The sequence below is a fragment of the Tamlana carrageenivorans genome, assembly GCF_002893765.1.
In the GTDB taxonomy this organism is placed as follows: Bacteria; Bacteroidota; Bacteroidia; order Flavobacteriales; family Flavobacteriaceae; genus Pseudotamlana; species Pseudotamlana carrageenivorans.
In genome coordinates this window covers 712,348-729,526 of sequence record NZ_CP025938.1, presented here as the reverse complement: position 1 = coordinate 729,526, position 17,179 = coordinate 712,348, and the positions used below count along the sequence as shown (strand labels likewise).

20 protein-coding genes are annotated in these 17,179 nt (G+C 35.8%); 8 read left to right on the top strand and 12 right to left on the bottom strand.

Annotated elements, in window-relative coordinates; genetic code table 11:
* Window positions 1–2: 2 nt before the first annotated feature.
* The 3 genes from C1A40_RS03425 to C1A40_RS03415 are packed head-to-tail and all read right to left on the bottom strand — an operon-like array spanning window position 3 to window position 2,678.
* Complete coding sequence (locus tag C1A40_RS03425) at window positions 3–1,133, bottom strand: peptidylprolyl isomerase (RefSeq protein ID WP_102994682.1); 1,131 nt, start codon at window positions 1,131–1,133, stop codon at window positions 3–5.
* A complete protein-coding gene (gene gldI, locus C1A40_RS03420; protein ID WP_102994681.1) occupies window positions 1,130–1,666 on the bottom strand; it encodes a gliding motility-associated peptidyl-prolyl isomerase GldI in 537 nt (178 codons plus the stop codon). The genes C1A40_RS03425 and gldI overlap by 4 nt, the downstream gene beginning before the upstream one ends.
* Entirely contained in the window at window positions 1,659–2,678 is a 1,020-nt protein-coding gene (locus tag C1A40_RS03415; protein ID WP_102994680.1) for a DHH family phosphoesterase, read from the bottom strand. Before C1A40_RS03415 ends, gldI begins: the two co-directional genes overlap by 8 nt.
* Before the next feature lie 165 nt (window positions 2,679–2,843).
* On the opposite strand from C1A40_RS03415, the gene C1A40_RS03410 reads away from it, so the two are divergent.
* On the top strand, window positions 2,844–3,263 hold the full coding sequence (locus tag C1A40_RS03410) for a nucleoside-diphosphate kinase (protein ID WP_067150463.1): 420 nt from the start codon (window positions 2,844–2,846) through the stop codon (window positions 3,261–3,263).
* Between the two features lie 153 nt (window positions 3,264–3,416).
* Here C1A40_RS03410 and C1A40_RS03405 read toward each other — a convergent pair whose 3' ends face one another.
* The 3 genes from C1A40_RS03405 to recF form a co-directional block, all read right to left on the bottom strand.
* Window positions 3,417–3,608, bottom strand: coding sequence for a cold-shock protein (locus C1A40_RS03405; RefSeq protein ID WP_027137048.1), 192 nt, complete (start codon window positions 3,606–3,608; stop codon window positions 3,417–3,419).
* A gap of 98 nt (window positions 3,609–3,706) precedes the next feature.
* Entirely contained in the window at window positions 3,707–4,003 is a 297-nt protein-coding gene (locus tag C1A40_RS03400; RefSeq protein ID WP_102994679.1) for a DciA family protein, read from the bottom strand.
* Between the two features lie 2 nt (window positions 4,004–4,005).
* Window positions 4,006–5,085 carry a DNA replication/repair protein RecF gene (recF, locus tag C1A40_RS03395; protein WP_102994678.1) on the bottom strand — a complete coding sequence of 360 codons (1,080 nt, stop codon included), beginning with the start codon at window positions 5,083–5,085 and terminating at the stop codon, window positions 4,006–4,008.
* A 137-nt stretch (window positions 5,086–5,222) separates the two neighbouring features.
* On the opposite strand from recF, the gene C1A40_RS03390 reads away from it, so the two are divergent.
* The 7 genes from C1A40_RS03390 to C1A40_RS03355 all read left to right on the top strand — a co-directional run bounded on the left by C1A40_RS03390 (window position 5,223) and on the right by C1A40_RS03355 (window position 11,805).
* Window positions 5,223–5,993, top strand: coding sequence for a tetratricopeptide repeat protein (locus C1A40_RS03390; RefSeq protein WP_102994677.1), 771 nt, complete (start codon window positions 5,223–5,225; stop codon window positions 5,991–5,993).
* A gap of 11 nt (window positions 5,994–6,004) precedes the next feature.
* Complete coding sequence (gene ribH / locus C1A40_RS03385) at window positions 6,005–6,490, top strand: 6,7-dimethyl-8-ribityllumazine synthase (protein WP_102994676.1); 486 nt, start codon at window positions 6,005–6,007, stop codon at window positions 6,488–6,490.
* A gap of 428 nt (window positions 6,491–6,918) precedes the next feature.
* Window positions 6,919–7,209, top strand: a complete 291-nt coding sequence (locus C1A40_RS03375) for a riboflavin synthase subunit beta (protein ID WP_102994674.1) — start codon at window positions 6,919–6,921, stop codon at window positions 7,207–7,209.
* 3 nt (window positions 7,210–7,212) lie between these two features.
* Window positions 7,213–9,096 (top strand): DNA mismatch repair endonuclease MutL, encoded by a 1,884-nt coding sequence (gene mutL / locus C1A40_RS03370; protein ID WP_102994673.1) that lies wholly within the window; start codon window positions 7,213–7,215, stop codon window positions 9,094–9,096.
* A gap of 84 nt (window positions 9,097–9,180) precedes the next feature.
* Window positions 9,181–9,927 (top strand): rhomboid family intramembrane serine protease, encoded by a 747-nt coding sequence (locus tag C1A40_RS03365; RefSeq protein ID WP_102994672.1) that lies wholly within the window; start codon window positions 9,181–9,183, stop codon window positions 9,925–9,927.
* Entirely contained in the window at window positions 9,927–10,775 is an 849-nt protein-coding gene (locus tag C1A40_RS03360; RefSeq protein ID WP_102994671.1) for a rhomboid family protein, read from the top strand. The genes C1A40_RS03365 and C1A40_RS03360 overlap by 1 nt, the downstream gene beginning before the upstream one ends.
* A 211-nt stretch (window positions 10,776–10,986) precedes the next feature.
* On the top strand, window positions 10,987–11,805 hold the full coding sequence (locus C1A40_RS03355) for an endonuclease/exonuclease/phosphatase family protein (RefSeq protein WP_241910478.1): 819 nt from the start codon (window positions 10,987–10,989) through the stop codon (window positions 11,803–11,805).
* Between the two features lie 395 nt (window positions 11,806–12,200).
* Here C1A40_RS03355 and C1A40_RS03350 read toward each other — a convergent pair whose 3' ends face one another.
* From C1A40_RS03350 to C1A40_RS03325, 6 genes are all read right to left on the bottom strand, one after another.
* On the bottom strand, window positions 12,201–12,509 hold the full coding sequence (locus C1A40_RS03350) for a DUF6122 family protein (RefSeq protein ID WP_102994669.1): 309 nt from the start codon (window positions 12,507–12,509) through the stop codon (window positions 12,201–12,203).
* Window positions 12,506–13,132 carry a WbqC family protein gene (locus C1A40_RS03345; protein ID WP_102994668.1) on the bottom strand — a complete coding sequence of 209 codons (627 nt, stop codon included), beginning with the start codon at window positions 13,130–13,132 and terminating at the stop codon, window positions 12,506–12,508. The genes C1A40_RS03350 and C1A40_RS03345 overlap by 4 nt, the downstream gene beginning before the upstream one ends.
* Before the next feature lie 59 nt (window positions 13,133–13,191).
* Window positions 13,192–14,772, bottom strand: coding sequence for a signal peptidase I (gene lepB, locus C1A40_RS03340; protein WP_102994667.1), 1,581 nt, complete (start codon window positions 14,770–14,772; stop codon window positions 13,192–13,194).
* 65 nt (window positions 14,773–14,837) lie between these two features.
* The gene (dapB, locus tag C1A40_RS03335; RefSeq protein ID WP_102994666.1) at window positions 14,838–15,542 is read right to left on the bottom strand and encodes a 4-hydroxy-tetrahydrodipicolinate reductase; all 705 of its coding nucleotides are present in this window, start codon (window positions 15,540–15,542) and stop codon (window positions 14,838–14,840) included.
* 88 nt (window positions 15,543–15,630) lie between these two features.
* A complete protein-coding gene (locus tag C1A40_RS03330) occupies window positions 15,631–16,272 on the bottom strand; it encodes a DUF5683 domain-containing protein (RefSeq protein ID WP_422395600.1) in 642 nt (213 codons plus the stop codon).
* Window positions 16,259–17,176, bottom strand: a complete 918-nt coding sequence (locus C1A40_RS03325; protein ID WP_102994665.1) for a ParB/RepB/Spo0J family partition protein — start codon at window positions 17,174–17,176, stop codon at window positions 16,259–16,261. The genes C1A40_RS03330 and C1A40_RS03325 overlap by 14 nt, the downstream gene beginning before the upstream one ends.
* Window positions 17,177–17,179: the final 3 nt, after the last annotated feature.

The following is a 17,179-nucleotide window of genomic DNA, read 5'->3' as shown; positions in this document are numbered from 1 at the left end:
TTTTATTTTAAAAGTTCTAAAACTTCAACTTCAAAAATGAGGTTTGATTTACCAGGAATTCCCTTTGTACCGCTATCGCCATAACCTAAATGATACGGAATGAATAAAGTCGCTTTGTCTCCAACATGTAATTGTTGTAAGCCTTCTTTAAACCCAGGTATCATGTGGGCATTGGGTTTTAGCTCAACGGTGAGGGGGTGGTATTTGTCGGCAAATTTACGTTTTTTATTTACGGCACCATGGGCTTCAGCAACTTCTAATTTGCTAGTGCCAATTAATTTTCCGTTAACGAGAAATACCGAGTAGTCCACCAGTGCCTTAGCGTTTTTAGGAAGTTTTTTGCCTTTACCTTTTTCAGAGATATAAAATTGTAATCCAGAGTCTAGTGTGGTTGCTTTTTCTTTTTGAGCCTCAAATTTATCGTGTGTGGCTTTTAAAATGGCTTCAGATTTTTCTTTTTTCTCTCTTTCCAGACGTTCTTGTTCTGCAAAATGTTTTTCAAAAACCTTTGGGGCATTAAACGACTGAGCCGCTTTACCTTTTCGGATAATTTTTACATGGTTTAGAACCACATCGTTTAGTGGTCGGTGTTTTTCATTAGTTTTTACATTTGAAATAGAATCTAAAACATCAAGACCTATTATGATCTCGCCAAAAACTGTGTGTACATGGTCTAAATGAGGTTTTGCAACATCGGTGATGAAAAACTGACTCCCATTGGTGTTTTTTCCTGGGTTAGCCATGGAAAGCATGCCAGGTTTGTCGTGTTTTAAATCGGGATGAAATTCATCCATAAAACGATAACCAGGATTTCCTTTTCCAGTGCCTGTAGGATCACCACCTTGAATTACAAATTCGTTCATGACACGATGGAAAATAGTGCTATTATAATATTTTTTGCCTTTATAAGGTGTTTTAACTAAGGTGTTTGTGCCTTCGGCAAGTGAAACGAAATTAGCTACTGTTATGGGGGTTTCCTTCATGTTTAGCCTGGCTATCATGGTCCCTTTTGAGGTGTCAAGCTCGGCATAAAGGCCGTCTTCAAGCTCTGGGTAATCCTCGTTTTTGCAAGAACTTAAACAAATGCAAAAGAGTAACAGTAAAACTTTAATGGTGTTTTTTATGAGATTCATTCGTTTTGAGTAATTGAATTTACAGTAACCTTACATACTAGAGGTACATTATTGCTTATTCTATTGTTATCGCCATAATAGCCATAAGCTTTTTGAGACGGGAAGAAAAAGGTTACGGTTTCGCCCGTTTTCATAAGTTTTAAACCCTCACGAAGCCCCGTAAATAGTTCTTCTTTATCCATGGTGTAGTTTTGTGTTCGTAATTCGTCTGCAGAATAAATTAATTTACCATTCAGGCTTTTTATGTTGTAATCGTAATTTACCAAATCTCCAAAACCTGGTGTTTCTAGAGAGTCTGCTTCGATTTTAGTATTGTAGTAGTACCAAAAACCGCTTTCAGAAGCAATGTAATCTTGTTTTTGTTGCTTTAAAAGGTTTTCGATAGTGGCATGTTCTTTGGCATTTAATTTTTTATTGCGTTCTATAGATGCATCAATAAAAGAACCTGATTTTACTGAAACAGGTCGACGTGGCTTAGGTGTTTTACAGCCTAAAAAAGCGAGTGCTAAAGCGATGATTAGAAGTTTATGCATGGTTTAAAGCTTGGTTATAACTAGGCAATATACTAATAAATTTTTCAATGGTTTTATTTAATGATATCTCGCTTCGTCCTCCTGCAGCATTGGTGTGGCCGCCACCATTAAAATGCGCTCGAGACATGTCGTTTACAGAAAAATCACCTTTAGATCGTAACGAGATCTTTATAATACCCTCTTGTTTATCTTCAATGAATATAGCTGCGAGTATGATGCCTTCTAAAGACAGGGCGTAGTTTACGATGCCTTCGGTATCGCCTTTTCTATAGTTGAAGCGGTTAAGTTCTTCTTGAGATAGAGAAATATATGCCGCTCGCGATTCTGGGATCACCTTCAGGTTTGTTAGCGCACATCCTAATAATTGTAGGCGTTCGAAGCTGTTGGTGTCGTAAACATTGTTGTGGATTTCTGAGTTTTGTGCCCCTTTATCAATAAGCTTGGCAACAATACGATGGGTTGTGCTGGTGGTCGAGGAGAACCTAAAGGAACCCGTGTCGGTCATAATACCAACATATAAGCAGGTTGCAATACAGGCATCGATACATTTTTCGTCACCTAAAAAATCAATAAAACGGTAAACCATTTCGCAAGTAGAACTCATACGAACATCACTATACATATAAGTGGCGTAATCGTCGGGAGCTTGATGGTGGTCAATCATGATTTTTAAAGCCTTACTTTCAGTTAAAATCTGCTCCATATTTCCCGTACGATGAAAGGCATTAAAGTCTAATGTAAAAATAATATCGGCCTCATTAATGAGGGTTTCAGAGGTGCTAGTTTGAGCATCATGGATTAGAATATGGTCATTTCCAGGGATCCATTTTAAAAAGTTAGGATAGTCATTAGGTGCAATAACCTGTGCTTCATGTTGGTGTTTTAATAAATAATGATAAAGCCCCAAAGTAGAGCCAATAGCATCACCATCAGGGTTTTTATGAGGAACAATGACTATTTTTTTTGGAGTTGCTAGTAATTGTTTTATGCTTGAAATATCTTGTTTTTTCATAGAAGGCGAAGATACAATTTTTTAAAACTGGATTTGTTGCTTTTTTGTATAAATAGGTTACTTTTGCAGCCCAAGACCATATGAGGTTTAACGGTTTGTTTTCAGTAAATTATCATTTTATGAAAGCATGTTTTCTTAGAAATTAATATAAATAAAATTTAAAAAATGGCAACAAATAGAACATTTACAATGATTAAGCCAGATGCGGTTGAAAAAGGACACATTGGAGCTATCTTAGAAAAAATTTCTTCAGCGGGCTTTAAAATTGCAGCCTTAAAATTAACACAAATGACAAAGGCTGACGCCGAAGCTTTTTATGCGATCCATAGTGAGCGTCCGTTTTTCGGTGAGTTGGTAGAGTTCATGACGCGTGGCCCTATTGTAGCTGCCATTTTAGAAAAGGAAAATGCTGTTGATGATTTTAGAACGTTAATTGGTGCAACAAACCCAGCTGAAGCTGCTGAAGGAACTATTAGAAAATTATATGCAGCCTCTATTGGAGAAAATGCTGTTCACGGTAGTGATAGCGATGAAAACGCTGCTATTGAAGGTGCTTTTCACTTTGCGGGGAGAGAACAGTTTTAGTATAATTAAAACACTGAATATATTAAAAATCCGAAGCCGCTTGGTTTCGGATTTTTTTGTGCCTGATAAAAATTATCCAGGGTAGAAGAGTCCATAAAAAAAAGCCTATCAAAATTTGATAGGCTTTTATTGTAATTGTTAAATAGTATATCGTTAGACTACTTTTACGTTTACGGCGTTTAATCCTTTTCTTCCTTCTTGAAGATCGAATTCTACAACATCACCTTCACGAATTTCATCGATAAGTCCTGAAATGTGTACGAAATGTTCTTTGTTGTTGTCATCTTCAACGATGAAACCAAATCCTTTTGAATCGTTGAAAAATTTTACGGTACCTTTACTCATTGTATTTGTATTATAATAATTTAAGTTCCAAAGATAATGTAAATAATTGTACCAAGATGTTTTTTATCAAATAATTTCAAATTTATTATTTTGTGTAATTATCTTAAAATCAATTTTTTAATTATTTCTTTCCCTAATTCTTCATTAAGCATGTCAATTATTTTTTGTTTGCCGTAGCTTAGTTCTTCTCTTAATACACTGGAATTCAGTTGAATGTAAAGCGTGTCTCGTTCAAGGTTTATCGAGGAAGTGTAATTGTAAACACCGTTGCCCATAAGTTTTGCCCAGGCATCGGCAACATTTACTTTGTCTAAACCTTTTTCTAGTTTATTGGTTTCTACAAATTCTTTTAGGGCGTCAGAAATACTGAGATGTTCGTTATTGCGTTTTGCCATGATTATAATTTAAATATTTCGTAAGATTGATGTACTTGCTTTACGGCCTTTTCGGTGCGATCGGCATGGGTATCGCTAATGAATAACTGACCAAAGTTTTCATCATCTACTAATTTAATGATTTGTGAGACACGTTGTTCGTCAAGTTTGTCGAAAATATCATCTAAAAGTAAAATGGGATTAACCCCACTTAGGTTTTTTAAAAAATCGAACTGCGCTAATTTTAAGGCGATTAAGAATGATTTTTGCTGACCTTGGCTACCAAACTTTTTTATGGGGTGTTCTTCGATGTTAAAATTTAAATCATCTTTATGAATACCAACACTCGTGTATTGCAGCGCACGGTCCTTGCTTAAAGCTGTTTTTAAAAGCGTTTTTAAATCGTTTTCTTCTAACTGGCTACTGTATACTAAATTGACGAGCTCTTTTCCGTTGCTTATGGCCTCGTACCGTGACTTAAATATGGGTATAAAGGTTTCTAGAAAATGCTTGCGCTTTTCGTAAATTTGGGCGCCAAAAATGTTAAGCTGTTCGTTGTAAACTTCTAAGGTGTCTGCGTTAAAGGTGTGATTTAGAGCAAAATATTTTAGTAGAGCATTCCTTTGTGCTAGGGTTTTATTGTAGCTTATTAATTGATTGAGGTAGTTTTTGTCGCTTTGCGAAATAACACTATCAATAAATTTTCTGCGTGTGTCGCTGCCTTCAATAATAAGGTCTCTATCGGCTGGTGAAATAATTACCAGAGGTAAAAAGCCAATATGCTCACTAAACTTATCATAAATTTTTCCGTTACGCTTAATCACTTTTTTTTGTCCGCGTTTTAAGCTAATGGCAATTTTTTCAATTTTATCATCCTTTTCATAATCCCCATTAATAACAAAAAAGCCTTCGTCGTGCTTGATGTTTTGTGCGGCTATAGGATTAAAATAACTTTTTCCAAAGGATAAATGATAGATGGCGTCTAATACATTTGTTTTTCCAATACCATTATTTCCAACAATACAATTTATTTTGTCGTTGAAAACAAACGATTTGCTGTCGAAATTTTTATAATTGAGAAGAGAAAGTGATTTTAAAATCATATAAATAGCAACTTAACGAAGGTTTTGGAGCTTTACCGATAAAAAGAAGTGCAAATTATTGAAAAATATCAAATAAATACGCTTTTAGTTATAAAGAAAAATTATATTTTTGCGCGACATTAAATTAGACGGAATACATGGCAACTTATAACAAAAGAGGTTACAAACCAAAAACAAAGGAAGAGAAGCAAACGAATATTGAAGAAGAATCGACTACAGCCGAGGTGTTTAACGCCCTTGATGAGTCGGCTTCTAAAACGGAAGACTTTGTTGCAAAAAATCAAAAATACATTTTCATTATTATCGGTTTAGTAGCTATCGTGGTTTTGGGGTCTTTAGGATATAAAGAATTTATTTCTAAGCCTAAGCAAACTCGAGCTATGAACGATATGTTCCAAGCTCAAAAATATTTCGATCAGGCCGTTACAGGTGTAAAAAAAGATTCTTTATACAATTTAGCACTTAATGGTGGTGAAGGTAAATTTGGAATGCTTGATATTATCGATCAGTATAGTGGAACGCCTTCTGCTAATTTAGCGAACTATTACGCGGGTACAGCTTACTTAAGATTAAAGGATTATAAGAATGCTGTTAAGTATTTAAATGATTTTGAAAGCGAAGATGAAATATTAGCGCCTTTAGCTAAAGGAAATATTGGTGATGCTTTTGTGCAATTAGGACAAAAAGAAGATGCTTTAGGGTATTATGAAGAAGCTGCTGAAATGCGTGATAATGAATACACGACGCCTATGTACTTATTTAAAGCTGGAACTATCGCTTTAGATTTAGGACAATCCGATAAAGCTTTAACTTACTTTAAAAGAATTAAAGATGATTATGCAAACTCTACTGAAGCTGCCAAAGTGGATGTGTTTATAGGAAAAGCAGAAGTATTGGCAAACAAATAAATTGCTATTATATGGCTACGGCAAATAAAAATTTATCAGAATACGATAAAGCAACAATCCCAAACGCGAGTAACTTTCGGTTTGGGATTGTTGTTTCAGAATGGAACGATACGATCACTGAAGGGCTTTATAAAGGGGCTTACGATGCGCTAATCGATAATGGGGTAGAGGCTCAAAATATTATTCGCTGGGATGTGCCAGGAAGTTTTGAATTGATTTATGGATGCAAAAAAATGCAAGAGCAAATGGTTAACGCTGTTATTGCTATTGGAAGCGTTATTCAAGGCGAAACCAAACACTTCGACTTTGTATGTGAAGGGGTAACTCAAGGGATTAAAGACCTTAATGTTTTGCATGAAACGCCTGTTATTTTCTGCGTACTTACCGATAATAACATGCAGCAATCCATAGAGCGCTCTGGCGGAATTCACGGTAATAAAGGCACAGAAGCTGCTATTGCTGCTATTAAAATGGCGAAATTACGTCAGGATCACTAAGCTTTTTACTAAAAGTGTTTTTATAAACCTACGCGTTGGTGGGTTTACAACCTTGTTTTTAATAAATTTTGAATAAGGATACGGCCTTCCTTTATGCGCTGTTTTTAACAATTTTTAGCAGTGCAGTTTATATTATCTGTCTATTTTTAAGTACTTTTGAAGTATAACGGTATCCTTATTTTGTTTAAACAACGCAAACATAAAACGTTCAATTATCAGCCTAGGTTTTCAAAAGAAAATCAGGGCGATTTGTCTGATTCTAAAGACGCTGATGCGACGCCTGATTTTGTTTCAAAATGGCGTAAATCTAGCGGTTCTAAGCCTAAAATGCGTGGCCCAATGTCCACCAAAATATTAGTTTTAATCTTGGTATTATTATTGATTTGTATGTACATATTAGATAAAAAATACCTCTAAACTAAAAACTCATGGGAATTTTAAAGACACGTAAGAATAAAAAATTTAGTTATACCCCACGTTATTACGATAATAAAGGGGAAGATGGGAGTCCGTTTGAAATTAAACATAAGTTTGATGATTACCGTAAAACCGTTGGCGATAATAAAGGCTTAAAGTCTAAGTTTGTTGATGCTTTAGACGATTTAAAAAACAATCGTGATAAAGAAGTTAATAAGCGGCTAATCATTATTATAGCCATTCTAATTTTAATATTCTTATTCATCATCGAATTCGATTTATCTATTTTCTTTTCAAAATAATTTATGGCAGACATTATACAGCTTTTACCCGATCATGTTGCAAACCAAATTGCCGCAGGAGAAGTTGTACAACGCCCAGCTTCGGTAGTTAAGGAACTTCTTGAAAATGCCATTGATGCTGGTGCAGATACGATAAAACTTATTATTAAAGATGCCGGAAAAACACTCGTTCAGGTTATCGACAACGGTAAGGGGATGAGTCCTACCGATGCACGACTTAGCTTTGAGCGTCATGCGACTTCTAAAATCAAGAGCGCAGAAGATTTATTTCAACTGCACACTAAAGGCTTTCGTGGTGAAGCCCTTGCCAGTATTGCGGCCATTGCTCATGTAGAATTAAAAACCAAACAGGCTTCCAACGATGTTGGAAATGCCCTTGTTATCGAAGGTAGTCAGGTTGTTTCACAGGATGTTGTGGTGACGCCAACGGGTACTTCGGTAGCGGTTAAAAACTTGTTTTTTAATATACCTGCTCGACGAAATTTTTTAAAGTCCGATACAGTGGAATTGCGCCATGTGGTCGATGAATTTTATCGTGTAGCCCTAGCACATCCTAGTATTAGTTTTGTGATGTATAACAATGGGAGCGAATCTTTTAATTTGCCCATAAGCAACTATCGTCAACGCATTGTCAATATATTTGGCAATAAAACCAATGAAAAATTGGTTCCTGTTGATGAAGATACCGAAGTACTTAATGTTTCAGGGTTTGTAGGAAAACCTGAATTCGCTAAAAAAAGTAGAGGCGAGCAGTACTTTTTTGTGAACGATCGCTTTATTAAAAGCGCTTATCTAAACCATGCGATAGCCTCAGCTTTTGAAGGTTTGTTAAAACCAGGCATGCATGCCAGTTACTTTTTAAATTTACAGGTAGACCCACAGTCTATTGATATTAATATTCATCCCACAAAAACGGAGATCAAATTTGATGATGAGCATACACTTTATGCCATTTTAAGAGCCGCTGTAAAACACAGTCTAGGGCAATTTAATATTGCGCCGGTTCTTGATTTTGAAAGAGATCCCAATTTAGATACACCTTATAATTACAAAGAAACGGTAATAAGTACGCCAAAGGTTGAAGTGGATAGAAGTTTCAATCCCTTTAAGGATGCGTCACAGCCTTCGGTGACTAGTACGCAGCGTTCAAGTCATACCTCGTCGTTTAGTCGTCAAGAGGGACATAAAAGTTCATCTGATTGGGAAGGCTTGTATGTGGGACTGGAATCCAAAAGTAATGAGAGTGTAGTCGATTTTAGCGAAGTGGAATTTGAGAGTGAAGAAGAAACCCTGTCGATTTTTAATGGCGATCATCAGGTTGAACAAACCCACACGACCTATCAATTACACAAGAAATACATTGTAAGTACGATAAAGTCAGGTATGTTAATTATCGATCAATTTCGAGCGCATCAACGTGTTTTATATGAGGAGTTTTTAAGAAATATGACGAGTAGAGAAGGGGTAAGTCAGCAATTATTGTTTCCATTACAACTTCATTTTTCACCTCAAGATATCGACATTGTCAATCAATTAAAAGCCGATTTGGAACATACTGGATTTGTGTTTTCTAACGTTGATGAAGAATTGGTTGAAATTACGGGAGTTCCTGTTAACGTTCCTGAAAGCGAAGTGTCTATCATATTAGAACAGCTTATTAGTGATGTAGAACATGAAGTGCCCGATAGTAACTTTAGTGCTACCGATTTATTAGCGAAATCCATGGCAAAAAGTTTAGCCATTAAAACGGGACAGTCTTTACAAAAAGACGAGCAAGAACATTTAGTCAACAAACTTTTTGCTTGTAAAGACCCCAATGTATCGCCCGCTAATCGTGTTACTTTTGTAACGATGAGTGTCGATGAGTTAGACAAAAAGTTTATATAATATTATACTAAAATTATTGGTTGCCTATTTAGATGTTATCACTTTTGTAACAGCCAGTACTTTTAATAACTAAGATTTTAAATTATGATGAGGATTTCCGAAACCGTAAAGCACTTAATAATCATAAACGTGATTATGTTTCTAGGAACCAAGTTTATTGGTCAGGGCAATTTGTTTTACGAATGGTTTGCTATGTATTTTCCAAAAAATGATGCCTTTAAACCATGGCAGATTTTTACACATATGTTTATGCATGGTAGCGTGACACATATCTTGTTTAATATGTTTGCGCTTTGGATGTTTGGAACACCCGTAGAACAGGTTTTAGGTTCTAAAAAGTTTCTTTTTATTTACCTCTCTGCAGGATTGGGAGCCGTCTTACTGCAAGTAGGCTTTTATTATTTTCAATACATTCCCAATTACAATGCCTTATTAGAGTCTGGATTATCTGCAGAAAGTATAAAAAGTGCACTTGTTTCTGGTCAAGTTAGCGGCGTATCGCAAGCCCAGTTGGAGTCATTAAAAGCGGTCTTTTCGGCTTATAATGCCAGTATGGTTGGTGCTTCGGGTTGTATTATGGGTATTATGGCCGCTTTTGGTATGATGAACCCAGAAGCTAAACTCATGATGATTTTTTTACCAATTCCTATAAAAGCGAAATATTTTATTCCAGGAATTATTATTTTAGATCTTATATCTGGACTCACAGGACAATCATTTTTTAGTCCGAGTAATACCGCATATATGGCACACGTTGGTGGCGCTTTAACAGGATTTTTTGTGATGTGGTATTGGAAAAAAAATCAGTTTAACCAAAACCGTTGGTATTAATGAATACCCTAGTAAACGACATAAAATATAAGCTTTCTAGCCTTAACGTGTTAGAAAAAATTATTGCCATAAATGTGGTGGTTTTTGTTTTGTCCTTGTTGCTTAAACCTTTTTTAGTATGGTTCGAACTCCCTAGTCAGTTTTTTGAGTTCATTTTAGTACCATGGACAATTATTACCTATGCATTTTTGCATTACGACTTCTTTCACTTGCTTTTTAATATGTTATGGCTGTATTTTTTGGGCCGCATGTTTCTAAACTTGTTTAGCCCCAAAATGGCTTTAAACGTTTATTTTTTAGGCGCTATTTCAGGAGGATTGTTATTTGTGATAGGTTACAGCTTGTTGCCTGTGGTTTTTAAAGGTAATCCACCGTTGGTAGGGGCCTCAGGCGCGGTACGAGCCCTTTTAATTTTCCTTTGTGCATATATGCCACAACAGGAGGTGCGTTTATTCGTTTTTAATATCAAATTGTGGTACGTGGGGGCGTTTATTGTTGTTTTAGATGTACTAGGACTTTTTGGTACTAATTCAGGAGGCAGCTTAGCGCATTTAGGAGGGGCTTTATTAGGCTATGCTTACGCGCAACAGCTACTAAAAGGAAATGATATTGGAAAAGGTTTCGAAAGCATGGCCGATACGGTTTCTGGTTGGTTTAAAACTTCTAAAAAAGGGCCTTTAAAAACGGTTCATAAAAATAAAAGTAAAATTGGTGGCTATGCCAAGTCTGACTTTAATGCCTTTAATAACCAAAAGAAAATTGATGTTATTTTAGATAAAATTAGCAAAAGTGGTTATGAGAGTTTAACTGCTGAAGAGAAAGAATTTTTATTTAGAGCTGAAAAATAATCAGATGAAAAATTTAAGTTTTATAAATAAAATCATTTATTTCATTAATGTGATTTTTGCTGTATTACTTTTATCATCTTTTATTTTACCTTATTTACCTCCCAAAACTTTTGCCGTGCTAGCGGTTCTTAATCTAGGGGTTAGCTTTCTTATTGGTATTAATTTTCTGTTTGTTTTATACTGGCTCATCAAATTAAAACGCCAATGTTTTATGTCAATGATCATTCTGCTTTTAGGGTATTTTTTATACGGTTCCTTGTATCGATTTTCATCTACTACAGAAGTAGAGAGCCCTAGAAACATTAAAATCATGAATTATAATGTGCGGCTCTTTGATTTGTATGATTGGATTCCTGAAGACAATACATCCGATAATATTGTCGCTTTTATTAAACAAGAATCTCCAGATATTATTTGTATAGAAGAATTTCATCCGCGTGAAAACCTGGATTTTTCTTTTTATAAATATCAGTATAAAAAAATAGCAGGAAAAAAGGTTAAACATGGTCAATCCATTTTTTCAAAATTTCCGCTAATAAATTCAGGTTCCTTAGGGTTTCCTAACACTTCTAATAACGCGATTTTTGCCGATGTTGTTAAAGGAGTTGATACTTTTAGGGTGTATAACGTGCATTTAGAATCCATGCATATTAATACTCAGGTGGAAAGCTTACGAAAGGAAACTTCTGAAAGACTTTTAAAACGTGTTGGCACGAGTTTTAAAATGCAGCAATCTCAGGCCGAGATAATTTTAGAACACCAGAAACAATGTCATTATAAAGTAATTATTTGTGGTGATTTTAATAATACTGCCTTCTCGTATGTCTACCGAACAATTAAAGGGGATTTAAATGATACTTTTGATGAGGCCGGTCATGGCTTTGGACGTAGTTATGATTTTCGGTTTTTCCCCATTCGAATCGATTTTATTTTAGCAGATAAAGCCTTTAAAATTAACGGTTTTAAAAATTACGATGTGCATTATTCCGATCATTATCCCATTATGGCGACTTTGAGTTTGGAGGAATAATTGTAGATTAACACCTCCCTTAATCCCTCCTTATTAGGAGGGAAACTGTAGCGCAGTAAAATCTACTTTAAAGATTAGAACAGAAACTTTGCGTTTAAGTTTCCCCTCTAAAAAGAGGGGATTAAGGGGTGTGTCCTGTGATAGTTTAGTTTATCGTGTAATTTTATAATACTACTTTTCCTATGTGTACTGAACGTTTATAAGCTACTTTTAGTTTGGAGGAGTAAATTTTAGTCACAGTTTACAGTCCCAGTCCCAGTCCCAGTCGCAGTCCCAGTTTAGAGTTTACAGTTGTGAAAATCTAGTTCTAGAATTTAATACTTTTCGCTCTGTGCGTCTCTGTGAAACTCCGCGCATCTTTGTGTATCAATTTTTAGTTTCAGCAGATATATTTTTTACATTAAAGTACAATCAACAGCATCAGAAATGATGTGAATCACCAAACCCAAACCTATTAAGCGGGTTTTCTTCGGAAGAAGTAAAAGCACATAAACGACTATAGCATAATAGGAGTGCAGCGGATGAAAATTAATGCTGCATCGATTTGGTGCAAAAATAGGGGTGGCTAAGAGGTGATCTAAATCAATAAACATCCCACAAATCATGATGATATACGCCGTTTTCCATTGCGGTTTATAGCAAAGGAGTGCCACGGCTAGTGGTAAAAAAAAATGACAACCGTAATGTATTAAAGGCTGAATCATTTAGGCGTTATAACAGTCTGTGATTCTAAATAATTTAATGCGTTTGGACCTTCATTAAAAAGTAAATCTAAAACACTTAAGTTAGGAATAAAACCATGTTTGTCGGCAAATACTTGTGTGTATGTTTCAAGTTCTTGAGGTGTTTCTTTTTTAGCATGCACTAAAAACCGAAAGTCCTCATGCTGCTCTTCAACGGGATGGTAAACTTCTGTTTTAGACGTTTTTAAATCGAGTTGTAAACAGTCTGAAATAACCTCTAAACACTTGAAGTTATGATCTAAAATGAACTCCGATTTCGTGGTAAATAAGGGGTGAAGCTCATCTTCATAATATTCAAAAAAGGGCGAAGTACGGTAAGCTGATAAGAGGGATTTCCAATGGAGACTTTGCCAGTTTTCTTCATTAAAAATACGAACATCTTTATAAAGCTGACGGTTTTTTTGACTGTGTATTACGGGAATATTTAAGGTGAGTTTACCATTTGCACCATAAATGTACGCCCGATTCCTATAGGTTTGTTTTAAGAAATTATCGGCGGTTTCAAACACAACATGATCGGTACGCGTCATGACAACGCATTGTGCGATACTTGGGAAATATGTTGGATGAATAAGTGCAGACATGGCTTATAAAAAAACAGTTATGATGCTGAATCAATGCAACATCATAACTGAATGTCATTTTAGCTATTTAATTTTTTATGATTTCTCCATTTGCTAAATCCGAACCAAACTAAAAGTAAGATTAGGAAAGGAATTAAAAACGAGGTTGCTTTTCCTTCACCGCTAACGGTTGTAAAGAAACGATCCCATCTAGCTTTAGCACCGTCCCAGCTCATCCAAATAAATACGGGTTTCCCTACAACGTGATCGAAAGGCACAAAGCCCCAAGCACGAGCATCGATAGAGTTATGGCGGTTATCACCCATCATCCAATAGTAGTTTTGTTTGAAGGTGTAATTGGTGGCCACTTCACCGTTAATTAAAATCTGATTGCCTTGAACTTTTAAATCGTTCCCTTCGTATTCTGTGATAACACGTTTGTAAAGTGGTAAGTTTTCTACAGTTATAGCGATGCTTTTGCCTTGCTCAGGAATGTAAAGCGGACCGAAAAAATCTACATTCCAATTGTACGCAGGATCATGAGGGAAAATATTTGGGTCTCTTAAGCCTTTTTCTTGAATGTTAGGCGTAATGCTAACCACATTCGGGTTGTTTTTAAACTTCGCTAAAGCTTCATCGGAAATGGCAGAGAAATAATAGGTGTTTTCATGGTTTATAATGCCAAAACCATCGGTGATATCGTAGCGTTCTTTTAAGTAAGCCGGATTAAACTGATTGGTTTTAGGTTGTACAAAATAACTGAATTGTAAGTGTGCACGATCGGGTAATTCATTTTTCTTCCCGTTAATATAAACAAATCCATTGCGTACTTCTAAAGTGTCTCCAGCTACACCAACACAACGTTTTACCAAATTGGTCTTTTTATCGATTGGCTTGTAATAGTTTCTGTCTGGCTTAAATTTATTCATGTCCAACAGGGTATCGGCTGGTTGATTGAACACAACAATGTCGTTACGCTCAATATCTTCAAAACCAGGAAATCTTAAATATGGTAGCTGAAATTTATTTTTAAATGACGTTTTACGGTCTTCATAATGATCGTCAAATAAATACGATTTCGATCCAATAACAGGAATGGTATCATGAACCATAGGAGCGGCTACCGTTGTCATAGGGACACGAGCTCCGTAGTGAAATTTACTAACAAAAAGAAAGTCACCAACCAATAAAGATTTCTCTAAAGAGGACGACGGAATGGTAAATGGTTGAATAATATAGGTGTGCACTATAGTAGCAGCAACAATGGCAAACAAAATCGAGCTAATCCAATCGCCTGATGTCGTTTTTGGATTTAGACTACGGTTTTCTATATAGTTAACATCGGCAACATAGTTTAAATAGTAGTTGTAAAAGCCTAGCGAAATGACAGCTAATAAGGTGTCTGCCGTTTGATTTTTACCAAAACTCCTAGCGGTTTCTACCCATATCACCGGGAACATAATAAGGTTTACAATAGGTAAGAACAACAAAATAACCCACCACACAGGTCGGTTAATGATTTTCATTAAAATGATGCCATTGTAAATAGGTACAAAAGCCTCCCAAGCTTGTTTTCCTGCTTTAATGTATAATTTCCAGGTGCCTAAGCCGTGAATAACCTGAATAATTAAAATGAAAATAAACCACTGTGTTAATGTCATAATCTAAATGTTTTTATTTTATGTAGGTAGATTGCGCTTGTTTTATGTTACAGAATGCGAAGTGATTAACTAATGTTTAACACGTCTTTCATTGTGAAAACTCCCGATTTCCCGAAAATCCATTCAGCAGCCACCACAGCGCCTAAAGCAAAACCTTGTCGTGTATGAGCCACATGCTCTATGTTTATAGTATCGACCTCACTTTCGTAAGTTACGGTATGCGTTCCTGGAACATCTTCAATACGTTTTGCTACAATAGGAATGGTTGTTTCGTCGCCTTCATCGAGTTTCCATTGGCTATAGTTCCCGTTTTGATCAATCACATCGTTAGCTAATGAAATAGCTGTTCCGCTAGGGGCATCTAGCTTTTGAGTATGATGAATTTCTTCCATAGACACATTATATTGCTTCAAAGAACTCATCATCTTAGCTAAGGTTTTATTGAGTTCGAAAAAGATATTTACGCCTAAGCTGTAGTTAGAAGCATAGATGAAAGCACCCTTTTTTTCTTCACATAAAGCTACGGCTTCATCATATCGGTCTAGCCAACCTGTAGTTCCAGAAATCACAGGAACGTTATGGCTTATACAATTAGAAATATTATTAAAGGCTACATTAGGGATACTAAAATCTATCGCGACATCGGCTTTTGTAATATCGTAATCGGTGTCGTTTTTATCTATGGTTAAAACGATTTCATGCCCACGACTAATCGCTATTTGCTCAATTGTTTTTCCCATTTTCCCGTATCCTAAAAGTGCTATTTTCATGTGTTATTGTATTAGTTAGGCATCACAATGGATGCATATTGGCCTCAATCATCTCCTTTTAAATAGTTGTGTTTGGGCCTTTTTCATATTAAAAATTAAAATTAAGGGTAAGTCCAAGGCTACTAGACGCATCAAATTCATTTATTTTATAATGTGGTGCTAACGATAAGTTTTCGTCAATATTATACTGCATAAGGTGTGCGTCTACGTTAGCATCAATAATATTTAAAGCGTATAATCCTAGGGTTACTAAAAGTGATATTTCTTTGTTACGACGGTAAAATTTTTGTCCGCGTTCCAGTCCTTCATCAGTTACTGTTGGCGTGGTTAATTTATTACCATTGCCGTCATAATAAAACTCATCGTTCGTAAAACCTGCTAACCTACTTTTATAGGCGTCGCGGTAGCGGTGGTATTCTTTATTGTTACTGGTATAAAAATATATCCCAGTACCAATGGCACCCCAAACGATAGGGATTTTCCAATACTTTTTATTGTAAGCTTGTCCTAAACCAGGAAGTATGGCCGAATAAAACGCGGCTTTAGCAGGAGCAAGGGGATTAATGGGGTCTCTAATTTCTACAATAGAATCGGTCTCTATGATTTTAGGGACTTCCGATTTTATAGTAGGTTCTTTTATAGCTGTATTTTTTTCTTCCTGAGCTTGTAATATTGCAAAACAGCACAAAAAAAAGAAAGCACAAACTAATAGAGATTTATTTGGAATCACCTTGAACTAATTTTTTAATGCGGTTAAAATCTTCTTCTGAATGAAACGGAATGGTGATTTTTCCTTTACCATTTCTGGAGACTTTAACGTCAATTTTATGTCCAAAGTATTCTGAAAAGGCCTTAACCCCAGTTTTTACAAATTCTGGCATGCCGTCTTTGTTGACTGGTTTTGCGGCAGGTGTTTCAGCCTGTTCGGAAGTATTATAATCTCGAACCAATTGTTCTGTTTCTCGAACAGACAGTTTATTGGCTAGAATTTTCTCGTAAATATCGAGTTGTATGTTTTGATCTTCAACTGTAATTAACGCACGACCATGGCCCATGGAAAGAAAACCATCGCGCATGCCCGTTTGAATAATAGGGTCTAATTTTAAAAGACGTAAATAGTTGGCAATGGTAGAACGTTTTTTTCCAACACGCTCACTCATTTGCTCTTGTGTTAGGTTAATCTCATCGATTAAACGTTGGTATGACAAGGCAATTTCGATGGGGTCTAAATCTTGGCGTTGAATATTTTCAACTAAAGCCATTTCTAAAGATTCCTGGTCGTTTGCAATTCTTACATAGGCAGGAATGGTTTCTAAACCTAATAATTTAGAAGCTCTAAAGCGACGTTCACCAGATACCAATTGGTAGGCGTTTCTATCTAATTTTCTAACCGTAATGGGTTGAATAATGCCTAGTTCTTTTATCGAAGACGCTAATTCACGTAAGGATTCTTCACTAAAATTGGTTCTAGGCTGGAATGGGTTAACTTCAATAAAATCGATGTCCAATTCCACAATATTACCAACAACTTTATCTGCATTTTTATCTTGTGCCGATTGAATATCGTTACTAGGATCGTTTAAAAGAGCAGATAAACCTCTTCCTAAAGCCTGTTTTTTTGTTGCCTTAGCCATAAT

What these genes read in the sequence shown, in the direction of transcription:
- C1A40_RS03425 (WP_102994682.1), bottom strand. Translation starts at nt 1,133, where the DNA reads ATGAATCTCATAAAAAACACCATTAAAGTTTTACTGTTACTCTTTTGC.
- gldI (WP_102994681.1), bottom strand. Translation starts at nt 1,666, where the DNA reads ATGCATAAACTTCTAATCATCGCTTTAGCACTCGCTTTTTTAGGCTGT.
- C1A40_RS03415 (WP_102994680.1), bottom strand. Translation starts at nt 2,678, where the DNA reads ATGAAAAAACAAGATATTTCAAGCATAAAACAATTACTAGCAACTCCA.
- C1A40_RS03410 (WP_067150463.1), top strand. Translation starts at nt 2,844, where the DNA reads ATGGCAACAAATAGAACATTTACAATGATTAAGCCAGATGCGGTTGAA.
- C1A40_RS03405 (WP_027137048.1), bottom strand. Translation starts at nt 3,608, where the DNA reads ATGAGTAAAGGTACCGTAAAATTTTTCAACGATTCAAAAGGATTTGGT.
- C1A40_RS03400 (WP_102994679.1), bottom strand. Translation starts at nt 4,003, where the DNA reads ATGGCAAAACGCAATAACGAACATCTCAGTATTTCTGACGCCCTAAAA.
- recF (WP_102994678.1), bottom strand. Translation starts at nt 5,085, where the DNA reads ATGATTTTAAAATCACTTTCTCTTCTCAATTATAAAAATTTCGACAGC.
- C1A40_RS03390 (WP_102994677.1), top strand. Translation starts at nt 5,223, where the DNA reads ATGGCAACTTATAACAAAAGAGGTTACAAACCAAAAACAAAGGAAGAG.
- ribH (WP_102994676.1), top strand. Translation starts at nt 6,005, where the DNA reads ATGGCTACGGCAAATAAAAATTTATCAGAATACGATAAAGCAACAATC.
- C1A40_RS03375 (WP_102994674.1), top strand. Translation starts at nt 6,919, where the DNA reads ATGGGAATTTTAAAGACACGTAAGAATAAAAAATTTAGTTATACCCCA.
- mutL (WP_102994673.1), top strand. Translation starts at nt 7,213, where the DNA reads ATGGCAGACATTATACAGCTTTTACCCGATCATGTTGCAAACCAAATT.
- C1A40_RS03365 (WP_102994672.1), top strand. Translation starts at nt 9,181, where the DNA reads ATGATGAGGATTTCCGAAACCGTAAAGCACTTAATAATCATAAACGTG.
- C1A40_RS03360 (WP_102994671.1), top strand. Translation starts at nt 9,927, where the DNA reads ATGAATACCCTAGTAAACGACATAAAATATAAGCTTTCTAGCCTTAAC.
- C1A40_RS03355 (WP_241910478.1), top strand. Translation starts at nt 10,987, where the DNA reads ATGTCAATGATCATTCTGCTTTTAGGGTATTTTTTATACGGTTCCTTG.
- C1A40_RS03350 (WP_102994669.1), bottom strand. Translation starts at nt 12,509, where the DNA reads ATGATTCAGCCTTTAATACATTACGGTTGTCATTTTTTTTTACCACTA.
- C1A40_RS03345 (WP_102994668.1), bottom strand. Translation starts at nt 13,132, where the DNA reads ATGTCTGCACTTATTCATCCAACATATTTCCCAAGTATCGCACAATGC.
- lepB (WP_102994667.1), bottom strand. Translation starts at nt 14,772, where the DNA reads ATGACATTAACACAGTGGTTTATTTTCATTTTAATTATTCAGGTTATT.
- dapB (WP_102994666.1), bottom strand. Translation starts at nt 15,542, where the DNA reads ATGAAAATAGCACTTTTAGGATACGGGAAAATGGGAAAAACAATTGAG.
- C1A40_RS03325 (WP_102994665.1), bottom strand. Translation starts at nt 17,176, where the DNA reads ATGGCTAAGGCAACAAAAAAACAGGCTTTAGGAAGAGGTTTATCTGCT.